This window comes from Arthrobacter sp. Y3223065, from assembly GCF_059090885.1.
Genome location: NZ_JBNHGC010000001.1, coordinates 13134 through 24453, shown reverse-complemented (window position 1 = coordinate 24453; position 11320 = coordinate 13134). Strand labels below are relative to the sequence as shown.

At 64.2% G+C, this 11320-nt stretch carries 11 protein-coding genes and 1 pseudogene; 5 read left to right on the top strand and 7 right to left on the bottom strand.

All coding sequences use genetic code 11. The annotated features are described in order from the left end of the window. The 3 genes from AC5RUK_RS00125 to AC5RUK_RS00115 all read right to left on the bottom strand — a co-directional run bounded on the left by AC5RUK_RS00125 (window position 1) and on the right by AC5RUK_RS00115 (window position 3772). On the bottom strand, window positions 1-1629 hold the full coding sequence (locus AC5RUK_RS00125; protein WP_494151041.1) for a serine/threonine-protein kinase: 1629 nt from the start codon (window positions 1627-1629) through the stop codon (window positions 1-3). A gap of 3 nt (window positions 1630-1632) precedes the next feature. Beyond that, window positions 1633-3165 (bottom strand): zinc ribbon domain-containing protein, encoded by a 1533-nt coding sequence (locus AC5RUK_RS00120; protein WP_494151040.1) that lies wholly within the window; start codon window positions 3163-3165, stop codon window positions 1633-1635. Between the two features lie 382 nt (window positions 3166-3547). Next, a complete protein-coding gene (locus AC5RUK_RS00115; protein WP_494151039.1) occupies window positions 3548-3772 on the bottom strand; it encodes a hypothetical protein in 225 nt (74 codons plus the stop codon). A gap of 381 nt (window positions 3773-4153) precedes the next feature. On the opposite strand from AC5RUK_RS00115, the gene AC5RUK_RS00110 reads away from it, so the two are divergent. The 5 genes from AC5RUK_RS00110 (at window position 4154) to AC5RUK_RS00090 (ending at window position 8267) form a co-directional block, all read left to right on the top strand. Next, the gene (locus tag AC5RUK_RS00110) at window positions 4154-4468 is read left to right on the top strand and encodes a hypothetical protein (protein ID WP_494151038.1); all 315 of its coding nucleotides are present in this window, start codon (window positions 4154-4156) and stop codon (window positions 4466-4468) included. Between the two features lie 245 nt (window positions 4469-4713). After that, on the top strand, window positions 4714-5298 hold the full coding sequence (locus AC5RUK_RS00105; RefSeq protein ID WP_494151037.1) for a hypothetical protein: 585 nt from the start codon (window positions 4714-4716) through the stop codon (window positions 5296-5298). A 701-nt stretch (window positions 5299-5999) separates the two neighbouring features. Then, window positions 6000-6686 (top strand): hypothetical protein, encoded by a 687-nt coding sequence (locus AC5RUK_RS00100; RefSeq protein ID WP_494151036.1) that lies wholly within the window; start codon window positions 6000-6002, stop codon window positions 6684-6686. A 244-nt stretch (window positions 6687-6930) separates the two neighbouring features. After that, entirely contained in the window at window positions 6931-7626 is a 696-nt protein-coding gene (locus tag AC5RUK_RS00095; RefSeq protein WP_494151035.1) for a DUF4145 domain-containing protein, read from the top strand. A gap of 398 nt (window positions 7627-8024) precedes the next feature. After that, on the top strand, window positions 8025-8267 hold the full coding sequence (locus tag AC5RUK_RS00090; protein ID WP_494151034.1) for a hypothetical protein: 243 nt from the start codon (window positions 8025-8027) through the stop codon (window positions 8265-8267). Window positions 8268-8377: 110 nt separating this feature from the next. Here the strand turns inward: AC5RUK_RS00090 and AC5RUK_RS00085 are convergent, their stop codons facing one another. The 4 genes and pseudogenes from AC5RUK_RS00085 to AC5RUK_RS00070 form a co-directional block, all read right to left on the bottom strand. Further along, window positions 8378-9229 (bottom strand): hypothetical protein, encoded by an 852-nt coding sequence (locus AC5RUK_RS00085; protein ID WP_494151033.1) that lies wholly within the window; start codon window positions 9227-9229, stop codon window positions 8378-8380. 79 nt (window positions 9230-9308) lie between these two features. Further along, on the bottom strand, window positions 9309-10037 hold the full coding sequence (locus AC5RUK_RS00080) for a type II secretion system F family protein (protein ID WP_494151032.1): 729 nt from the start codon (window positions 10035-10037) through the stop codon (window positions 9309-9311). A 26-nt stretch (window positions 10038-10063) separates the two neighbouring features. Beyond that, on the bottom strand, window positions 10064-10921 hold the full coding sequence (locus AC5RUK_RS00075) for a type II secretion system F family protein (RefSeq protein ID WP_494151031.1): 858 nt from the start codon (window positions 10919-10921) through the stop codon (window positions 10064-10066). Continuing rightward, window positions 10918-11268, bottom strand: a pseudogene (locus AC5RUK_RS00070) (CpaF family protein); the annotation flags it as partial. The gene AC5RUK_RS00075 and the pseudogene AC5RUK_RS00070, both read right to left, overlap by 4 nt. Window positions 11269-11320 lie beyond the last annotated feature (52 nt).

The window sequence follows — 11320 nt, the reverse complement described above, 5'->3', positions numbered from 1 at the left end:
TCACTCCTTCCGGCGCAGGGATCCGGCGACTTCGTCAAAGACCTCGAGGCGCTCCTCAAACAGTGACGAGGGGGCAAAGAACACCAGGAGTTGAACCGGGTCGGTCTCCACGACGAGAGCGCGGACCTGCAGCGTTACAGCGGACGAGAGGGGCACCGTGCCTTCCATGGCCTGGCCCTCGACCTCCCCGACTGTGGTCGCGCCGCGATCCACCAGGTGCGCGTCCCGGCCGGGCAAAAGGGCCTCGGCGGTGCCGACCCGGGCATCCGGAGATTGACCGCCCAACCCAGCGGGCCGGTGGTAGATGGTGAGCCCGACGACGCGGTCTGGGTCATCGGTGGCGGTCCGGGCTGCGGCCGCCGGAGCATCCGGCTCGTCGGCGAAAAGCGCAGTGAGATCAGCGTCGGACAGCACACTAACGGTGCTGTCACCCGCCTCGTGGGTGCGGGGGGTCCAACTCTCGGGGACCTCAAGCGTGTACGGGATGCCGTCGGCACGGAAGGTCACACGCTCCTCCGCGGAGAGCATCCGCGGGAGCAAACCAACAGCGAGAAGCAGGACGAGCACAGCGCCCAGCGCCGCCAGCAACCCGGCGCGTGCCCGCCGCGGCGCGCCCCGCACGCGTAGCGACCCGCCGCGCCGGCCATCCTGGGGAGCGAGGCCGACTGGTCGTCCTGCTTTGGTGAGGTCGTCATCGCCTTCCTTGTAAGGCGCGGTCCCTGCAGGCCGGGTGTCGGCGGTCGCATCTTCGGGGGACAGGGCCGGCGCATCGCCATCGGGGGCGCCGCCGGACATCATGGCGACCAGCGCGCCACAGGAGGCCGGCCGGTCCTCCGGTCGTTTCGCCATGCCGTCCAGGATGGCGAGCCCGACGGTGGAAGGGAGTTCCGGTCGTTCCTCGGAAAGGAGTGGCGGCTCCTCCGTCATGTGGGCCCAGAGCTGGGCCGAGTCGTCGTCGTAGTCGAACGGCGGATGGCCAGCGAGCAACGTATACGCGACGCACGCCAGCGCGTACACGTCGGCCCGACCGTCGACGTCTTCGCCGCGGATCTGCTCGGGCGCGACATAATCCAAGGTTCCGAGGAAGTGGCCCGCCGTCGTGATTCCGGTCGCAGACGTGGCTCGCTTGGTGAGGCCAAAATCGGTGAGGTAGATGTGCCGGTGGCCGTCCGCCCGGTCGTCAGAGAGCAGGATGTTGCCGGGTTTGACGTCCCGATGTACAAGTCCGGCCGCGTGTGCGGCGTCGAGCGCAGCGGCGGTGTCAGAGAGGATTCGAAGCACTTCGCCCAGCGGGAGCCGGCCGCGTGAGTCGAGCTCGGCCTTGAGGTCGGTGCCGCGTACGTAGCGCATGACGATGTACAACTGCCCAGACCACTCGCCGGCGCCGTAGACGGGCAGGATGTTGGGGTGGTCCACGGAGGCTGCAAGCCGGGACTCACGCGCGAACCGCTGGCGGAACTTTTCATTGGCCGAGAGTTCAGGCGCGAGGAGCTTGAGTGCGACGGAGCGGCTGAGCTGGACGTCGAGCGCCCGGTAAACGACGCCCATGCCGCCGCGGGCGATCAGTGACTGGATGCGGTAGCCTGCGATCTCGGTCCCGGGATTGAGATAACTTCCCAGATGCGCCACGGCTCAGCCGACCCGATGACCGCAGCGGACACAGAACCGCGCTCCCGGCAGAACCTGCCGGCCGCACTGGGGGCAGAACGCCACGGCTTGTGTGTTGGAGTCGCGGGGTGCCAGGGGAACCGCTGTGCGGGTGTGGTCGGCGGCCGCCGGACCTGGATTCGCGTCCGGAACCGGCGGTGCCGCTTCAGCAGCTGACCTGCCGGGTGCGGGAGGATGCCGCAGGGCGGGGGTCTGGTGCTCTGCGGCTTCGGTCCGGCCTGAACCAGTCCGTCCGCGGCCTGCTTGCTCCCGGTCGAGCCATGCTGCCGTCGTCGACCCAGCCCGAGTGGGTAGCTCGTCGGCGGTTTTGGAACGGTTCGCCGGGGCCGTTGCCCCGGGAGCTGGAGACGGGCGGCCGGCGCCCGCTGTAGTGGCGCCGCCACCCGCTTGAGTGGTCACGGACCGGCTACGCCGGCGCAGAGCGATGGCTCCGATGACGCCCGCCAGGAGCAGGAGCCCGGTGAGGATCGGCAGGAGTTCGGGCTGCAACGAGTCCCCCGTGTCCATTTCCGCCTCTGCCGCTGGTACGCCGTCGGACTGTCCGTCCCTCATGGTACGAGCCTCCTCGAGATGGCTCGCCGCCAAGGCGGAGTCGTAGTACGTCAAGGACTCCTCAAGCGCGCTCTCCGCCGATCCACCCCGGTTTCCGGACGCGAGGTGGTCGACACCCCGGCGGAACACGGCGTCGAACTTCGACGGCGTCACCGCCACTCCCGCCTTCGCCATGGCCGCCTGAATGGCGGCGGAGGGCACGAGCGTGGCACGTCCGTCCCGTTGACGCGGCCCGGCGAGGCCGAGGACCTGACCGGTCGCCGTGTCGAGCACAGGTCCGCCGGAGACACCGGCGTCCAGCGGCGCTCCAAGATTCTCCGGAGAGCTAATCCGGCTGGCCGCCGCGTCCACCTTCACCGGAATCTCAGCCGGGCCAGCCTCGGGCGCCGGCCGCTTGGTGAAGCCCAGCAGGACGCTGGCCGCGCCGGCCTCCGTGTCCGCCGGGGACAGCGATGCTGTAGGTGTGGCACCGCCGCCACTAATACGAAGCAGCGCAACGTCATGGGGCTTGGACGGGGCATTGAGCAACTCGGCCATGACGCCGCCGGGCTCAGAGGTGTAGGTGCGCACATGGTATTGCGGGACGCGGAAAAGGACACAGTGCGTCACTTGGTCATAGCAGTGGTGCAAGTGCGGGGCCCAATAGCGGTGTGGTGTGGTTCCCCGCCGGGCAGGGTTGCCGCCGTTGCGGACCGGCACACCAATCTCGTTGGCGAACAGTTCGTTCGCGGCATAAACGGCCACTGCGTCCCGGTCGACGGCGAGGTTCTCCCAAGTGGTTGCCACGATCCCGTCCGCAGAAACCAGAACGCCGGTGGCGGACCCGAGGGGCACGGTGGACCGGCCGCGCTTGACCTCCACCTCCCCGGTGGTGTGGTCGATGTGGGCAATCTCGGCGACCGCTCGAAGCTCGATCCGCACAAGCGCAGCCTTGGCACCCTCCATGCCGCTGTGCAGCCTGCCTGACGGGGACGGAACGGGGCTGCTTGCCGCCGTCAGCGCCACCGCCGTGAGAATGCCGAGGAGGATTAGGAATAAGGAAGCACACGTGTGGGCATCGCCGAAGCGTCCAGCCGACGACTTCAAGGATTCTCTGTTGACAAGCACAGTCCGCACTGCTGCCCCAACGTAAGTGGTCCCCTGCTCCCTTGCCCGTGAGGCTAGCAGGTCGCATCAGCGGCGGGAAGACATCGGCCCCTGCTCAGGATCCGAAGAGGCATATCGTGGCGGTTCCTGCAGCTTCTGTTGTCGTTTACGCCGCCTCGGTTCCCTGACCCCGAACCGCTCGGCGCCCTGAAGGAAATATACCTGGCGCTTTCCCGTTTGTTCAGCGCCTGAGTTCCGAGCGCGCATCGCTGGAAACGGTCACAGGGATTCCCGCCGGCATCAAGAAATTGACCACCGGCGGCCAGACGACCGCGCTCAGCACCACGTGCGCCGTACGCTGCTCCGGGGAGCCGGTGTCGCCGCCTACGGTCAGCTGGTCAAACCTCCCGTGCGCGCCCGTGTCGGACAGATACCCCGAGACGGATCCCCTCAGGGAATTGTACATCCCGCCCTACCCGGGACATGCAAAAATGTGGCCGTGCCATCAGCTCGTCAATCTGACCCCACATCCAACCGCGTGTTCTAGCCGGGTTTAACCCCTAGCAATGCTGCTCCAGTTTGCTTGATAACCAGGGACAGCTACCTGATGACATTTCGAGAATTACGTGGAGTCAGTTCCTGAATCTCCAGACGAACTGGCGGCCCTTTACCGGCAACGAGTCCAAGGCTGACCGTTTTCCTTTCCAAGCAGGAACTACGTACCGGCTGCGCTGACTCCGCTGCGTTTGGAAGCAGCAACGGATGTGTTCCGTACGACCATGCAAGCCGTAAGGGTGCCACGGAGGACGATGTCTCCACGAACATCGTTGGCTCCCCCGTCCTGGCCATGCCAGGAAGTTCAGCTGCCGAAACGGTCCCGCACCTGACTGCCCTGGTTCCCGCCTGGATGCGGTTCCAAGTGATCACCCCGGTGCCAGACCCGCTGGATGACGGCCTTCAGTTCGCGCTCGCACGGCTCCAGCCGCGCAATGCAGGCGGCCAGCTCCAGTGGCTTATCAACCAGCCTGCGCGGCCGTCCATCCCGGCGTCGTCCTCGTCTTCGAAGGCCGGCACTGGCAGTCAGCAGGGTAGTCAGCAGGCACAACGCGGCTACCGGATCGAGCTGCTCAAGGTTGCCCTCCGCCATGCGCGGAAGCCATAGATTGTCGGCGGCCTTAGTGTTCCGTTTCCTCGGGCTTTTCGTTCTTGCGCCATGTAAACCGTTCCTCCTGGGGAGTCCTTTCGATCAGTGTGGATTCGGCAGAGTGTCCGCTGCCTTCCCCTTCCGAGGTGTGCGGAGCCAGGCGGAACCCTCCCCATCGCAAAAACCCGGTGACATGCCCCGAGCGCCGGTTGTACGCTGGAAATCTGGGGGGCAATCCATCGCTCCACAGCAAAGGAACGGCCATGCGTGCGTTCAAAGAATCCAACCAAGCCCCCAACGAGCCAGGAACCGTCGTCCTTCCAAGGCGGCGGCAGCCCCGTCGTGCCGCCAGATTCCTGGGCACCCTGCTCGTGCTGGCCTCGTCATCCCTGCTCGGCGCCCCGCCGGCCCAAGCCACCGACGGGCATGCCACCTTTGTGAGCCCGTGGGTCGCATCTAAGGTAGTCACCTGGGCGGATTGCGAAATCAAAGTAGGCGCCGCCTTCGACAACAAACATGGGAGGCCGAACTTCCACTTCATGGGCGGCGCCGAGATCGCGTGTAAAACGGACCATGAGATTGAAATGCATGTGTACCAGCAACGGGACACCAACGGACGCGGAGTCAGGGGCGGGGTGGTTTACGTCGGTGACGTCGGATCCGGGTACGGGGTTGGCGGCAGCATGTTTGTCCACACCGGGCCCGCATGCAAAGGAGGCGGCATCAATGCTTCCTTCCGGTCGCTCGTGTTCGTGATCATCGACAAGGTTCCTCTTCAGACTGTTCCCAGTCCTTGGAGCCCGCCTATCGATGAGGGGTGCATGAACTACACGCCGCCGCAGCAGTAGCCGGACCCCCGCCGCGGGCGCTTTAGAACGGGGCGACCGGCTCCAGGTTCGATCCGCTCGCGCAGGTCGGCGTCCGCGGCGATTACCCGGCGGACCGCGGCCCTGGCCGCACCACGGTCGTCCCAGTGTCCGCTGACTCTTCGGACCGGCCCCTATTTGCGGGACCCGGCAGTAGGTATGCGCGATCAATGCGGCACGGGCGTCAGAAATCAAGACCCTCGTGTAGGCGCGCCGCCACTGCCCATCACCTGCCCCCACTTGAGGCGCTAGAAAACGGACTGCCTGGTGGATCAGGGTGCAGAAGCTCGAAGACGGGCAGTCCCCGGCAGGCATCCGCTACCCCTCAAAGTTCGGCCTCTCCGAGGATGACTTCTAACCCTAAGGAAGTCGCCGCTGAGATTGCCGGAAAGCCAGCCCGAAAGGCTAAGTGAGAAGCACCTTGGGCGGGCCCGAGGGCCGTGTAGCGCCAGACTAGGGTACGGAGACCCCGGTCCGCTCCACTGCCACCAGCAAATTGGCGGCAAAAGGGTTGCCGGTGACGGCGACAGATGGACCGGATGGCTGCAGGAAGGCAGCCCAGCAGGATTTGCCCGCTAATCTCGGCCCGGCCTCGGCCAAGTGGAAGCGGACGATGCAGACGCGATACTCCGATCCGCTCCGGCCTCGACCATATACGCCGTCTCGCCGCTCAAGGCGTCGAGTTGCCTGTCGAACTCGCAGAAATGCTCGCCCAGCTCGACCGCGTAAGGGCTGAGCTCGGCGCCCTGCCTGCCGCCGCCGACGTCATGCGCGACGCCGTCGCCGCCGCCAAGGCTGGCAAGCTCGCCAAGTCGACCCCGGCGCAAATCGCCGCGCTGGACACTCACCGCGAAATCCTCGACGGTGCCGTCTTTGAGCTGACGCATGAGATCCACCGCACCGCTTCCGGCCGCATCTCTCGGCTCGTCGAGGGCATTCGCGACAAGCTCCACGGCCCTGCCGCCGAGGAGCTCACCAAGGTCGCCGAGCGCGTCCCTGGCGGTTACAGCATCGACGAGTTGGTGAGGGCAGGCAAGCACGAGGAGGCCGCCTTGTTGGCCTCGGCGCCTTTCTACCGCGACAAGATCAACAAGGCCCAGCAAGCTATCGCGTTGCTCCCCGGCGTCCAATACGCCTACCCGTCCGGCGCTCCACGCGGTTCGCGCTACTGGAGCGACCCGAGCAAGGCGCCCCGTGAGGACACCCTCGACGCCATGCTCGACGCGATCCGCAACGGCGCACGGCCGATCATTGCCACGCCCGCCGAGGTCGCCGAGGCGATCGAGGCGCGCGAGGCCAAGCGCGCCGAGGAGCGGGCTACCGCCGAGCAGTACGTTAAGCGCAATTACAAGCGACTGACTTTCATGTAAGCCCCGCCAGCTAAGGAGCCCCGGAAACGCCGGGCCGGGGCTCCTTCCCGGCCAGGCGGCGTGTCTGTGCCCGTGACTCCACGAGGAAAGCCCCGCTGCGCCGTTGTGCCCGGCGGGGCTCTTTCTCGTTTCGAAGGATCTGCCGCGCGTAGCCTCGGTCGCCCTCTACGTAAGTCCGGTATGGGACTTTCTGATCACTGGGATTGGTGTCCTCGCCGGCCGCTTTGCTGTGGAGTGCACTAGCGTGTACCTGAGACGCTGGCAAGCCACGATTAAAAAATTAAACGTGATCTCCAACCCGGACACTTTGCCCACCCCCGACGACCCCGCCGGTCCTTGTCCGTGGTGTGGTCGAAATGCACACTTCCAAGTTGCGCAACACATTGCACTTGACACTGCCGAGATGGACGGGCTTGGATTCGATCTCATTACGCGGCGGCTCTCCAGCCTGACTTGCGCCGGCTGCGGGAGAGGCACGGCAGTAATCACTGACAAAGACGGATACGGGATTCACTGGTGGCCCGCCCCCGGGGCGGGAACTCTCGATCCGGCCGTAGAACCTGGTGTCGCTTCGGCCTACGACGAAGGCGTCCGGTGCCTGAGTATTCAGGCGAACCGTGCTGCCGCCGTCATGTTTCGTTCTGCGCTTGCCTTGTTCGTGAAGGACAAGGGAAGCGAAAAGGCCAAGGGCGAGCGGCACTTGAAGTCCGCTCTGAAGCACATGAAGAATGACGGCGACTTGCATAAGTCCCTATGGGATTGGGCTGATCATCTTAATCAATTGGGCAATGAGGGTGCCCACCCGGAAGACTACGACGACGTGACCGCCGAGGAAGCCGCCGGACTGGGCAAGTTCGTCCGTCACCTCATCCGCCACGAGTATGAGATGCCCGCTGAGTTGCGTCGGGATATGGGCAATCTCGGCAGCGCAGCTTCGTAGCTGAAGCCCCCACATAATCAGTGAGCCCCGGACGCCGGTTTTGCATATTCACGCATCTGACAACCGGCAGAAGGGGCTTGTCTTCAACCCTCCCCAGCACCCAGCCCGTACCCCTACCGACTCGGGAGACAATCCTGGCACTGGCTGCCCGCCGCTTACCTGCCCCTTATTGCAGCGCCCCCATGTTGCGCCGAGCCCCGGGCTGTGGGGCTGGCGCTGGGCTGGGCTACTGCTGGCTGGAGCTAGAACGAGAGCTAAGGCCGCGTCCTCGTCGACGAAACCAAGCGCAAAGGGTGCAAGTCCGAGCCCAGCGAGCGGCGAAATGGTAGTCAGTGACTGCGGTCCAGTCATCCCGCACAGCATTATCGCGGACACGTTCGCGTGCTAGGTTCGCAGCCATGACACACATTCCGCACGGAACAATCCAAACCGTTGATGTGCGGGTGCCGCGCCTTCCTGGCCCGAAGCTCGCCCCGGATGATTTCGCGCGGCGGCTCCTCGCGCTATGTACTGCCCTCGGCATCGACGCGAGACTGACCCCCGAGGGGGGCGGTGTCGAGTTCGTAGAAGGTCTTGAGGGCGCCGAGGCTGAACTGACGGACGGTCTGGCGGCTACCCTCCAAGCCCGCTTTCACATCTAATTCAAGACCTACAAGAAGGTAAGGGCCCCGGGTATGGCCCCTCCCCTCTCGCGACCTTCCCCGGCTTAGACGCATTTTTGTGTGCCTCGATATCGCCTCTGACTATCCGGCTATGAAGGAAGGCGGTACGAACTCAATTTCCCACGCTTCTCAAGACGACGGCGCATAGAGGGAGGCATGTTCCTCCACATCTCATCTATCCTGTTTTCCTGAAGCTTGATCTTCTCAGCATGCATGTCGGACCCGTCATCATTGGCGCGCAACTGGTCCAATTCTTCCAAGAAGTACAAGAGTTGATGCTCGTACCTTCTTATATAGAGGTCACCGCTGTCGTCCAGGAGAAACTCCGCGGACGAACCACTATTTGCCCTCACAGCCCGTTCCATTCGCCGCTCGATAGTTCCGAGGCGAGCGACGATTTGCTCCAAAACATCGGCTACCGCTTCGCCTCCATCGGCTGCATCGGAGCGTATGGTTACAAACCGATCGAAGCTGGACATAGGCGTTACTAGTTCGTCGACGTGCTCGATCGCATGCACAGCAAAATCGCGCAAATCCTTCTTGGCCAGCTCAACCGACTCCAGATCGGTGATGAGGTAATGAATAGTACGCATGTCGTGAATGTCGAAGGGGATTCTCTGCCCCTCGGTGATCAGGTGCACCACTGGTTTTTTGAGCCCATGAGCAACGGCCAGTTCGTAAAAGACGTTTGGATTGTGTCCTGACAGGTCCGCTACAACCAAGTCCGCTTCGTGCAAACTTCGAATGACGTGCTGACCTATCGAGTCTGGACTTTTCCCCTCATCCGCTCGATGAACTTCCCATTCGGGAGCGGGCAGTGCCGCGCGCACGAGATACTCCAGTACATACCGGGCATCTCGGTATTCATCGGTTCCTAGATGCCCTATGGGCGAAACAACAAATACCTTTTTCGGGAGCGAGTTCGCCAATTCATTCGTCACATCGCCAATGGTGCCACAAGTCACAGCAACTCGGCGCCAACTAGGCTACCGCAACGCTGCTGGCAACAATATCTTGTGACTATGGAACACGCTCGACGGCGACAGTGATCCCGTCGACGAACCTCACCAGCGCTGGCAAGCGGGTGCGGTGTGAAAAGTCCTGCAATGCCGCCAGCATCGGCGTGCCGGAGCGCATTTGTGCCAGCACCACCGCAAATTCGCCTGCCAGTTCGCCCTGGGCGCTGCGGCAGATTCTCTCCAATGCTCCCGTGGCGCTCTCTCCGGCACTGACGGCTAGTGCCATCAACTCCGCCAAGCTGGGAAATTCCGCCAGCATCTTTTCCTCACGGCGTTGGATTTGCACGCTCAGAAGGTAGTCCCGCAGCATGAATCCGCCCACTGCCAGGCCCAGGGTGAGAATCACCGCCAGTACCGGATCCAGCGAATTTCCTGCCGCCGAGGTGATCGTCCACGCAATACCGATGACGAGGCCCGCCGCCGCCCACAGCAATTGTTCGGCGCGGAAATCGACGGTGCCCTGCCGGCGTCCGGCCTGCAGCAACCGCTTGGACAGCAAGGTGGAACCGAAATTGAACCTTCCAAGCCAGGTGACCGAGTCACGGAGCACCGGGCGGAAAATCCGTTCCAGAGCGAATGGCGTGACGTTTTCCGGTCCGCCGTCGAGCAGCCGTGACTTCATCTCGATCGACTTCATTTGCGGGGCGATCCGGTCCGCGAAGCGCCTGCGGCGTAAGAATGGCAGCCGGACGACCGTTAGCCAAAGGCCCACCCCCAACGTGATGCCCAATAGCGCTGTCGTTGCAGCTGTGTGGCTCACCGGAGCACACGCTCCTCTTCGGGGAGCGACCCAATGCGCAGCATCAGTCGGTAGCACACGAGCGACACCACGAGCCCGCCCAGCAGGACGGCCGCCCCACCGGTCGTGTTGTAGGCAGCCACGGCTTCCGGCCGGGTAGCCAGCAGCATCAAGATGATCCAAGGGGCAGCAACGGCGAGCCGGGCGGCGTTGACAGTCCATGATTGGCGGGCCTCAAGTTCGCTGCGGGTCCGTGCGCTGTCACGGAGGAACTCCGCCAGCGTCCCGAGCAATCTGCCCAAGTCGGTACCGCCGACCTCACGCGTCATGCGCAGCGCCTCCACGATCCGGTCGGCCACCGGATCGGACAGCCTTGCTTTGAGCCGCTCCAAGGCGTCGTCGAAATTCCCGCCCGCGCGGTAATCGGAGGCGAATTCGCTGAAGGCCGGCAGCAGCTCCACAGGGCCCCGCGTTCCCAGCTGCACCAGCGCCTCGGGCAGCGAGAGTCCTGCCCGGATGGCCGAACGCAGGTGGTCGACGGCGTCCGGCCAGATTTCGCGCAAGACAGCGGCGCGCCGGCGAGCCCTCCAACTCACCAGGGCGAACGGGAGCCATCCCCCGAACAAGCCGAAACAGGCTGCGATGGGACCGGATGCTGCGAGTGCCAACACGATCAGGAAAGTTGCAGCTGCCATTGCCACGCAGCTGGCCAGAAGCGCACTCGGCGATACCTTCTCGATGCCTGCCTGGCTAATCATCTGCTGGAGCCGGCCCGGCCGCTTCCGCCGCACCTGCCGGGTGGGCGGTTTTTCCCAACAGGACCACCAAATCAAAAAGAGCCCCACGCCTCCAAGGAGTCCCGCCGCCGTCGTCATGGCACCGGTTCCAACAGTTGCATGACTTCATATCCTGCGCGCGCGAACTTTTCCTCCGCGGGGCTGGCAGAAGGACTCACCTCAAGCTGGCCGTCTTGGCGGCTGAACAACGTGGACGTTTCGATGATCCCGTTCTCCACCCGCCGGCCCAGCGAAACGATCTCCGCGACCTGCCTCCTGCCGTCTGGCCGCCGGACACAGTGGACCACGAGGTCGATGCACGATGCCACAGTCGGAACCACAAAGGCGGACGAGATGTTCTGTCCAGCCAGCAGCGGCAGGGTACAAATCTTGGTGATGGCGTCGTGGGCGCTATTGGCATGGACCGTGCACATCCCAGGCAGCCCGAAAATGCTCACAGTACAAAGGGTTTGCCCGCTTCCGGAAGGAGTGACGGAA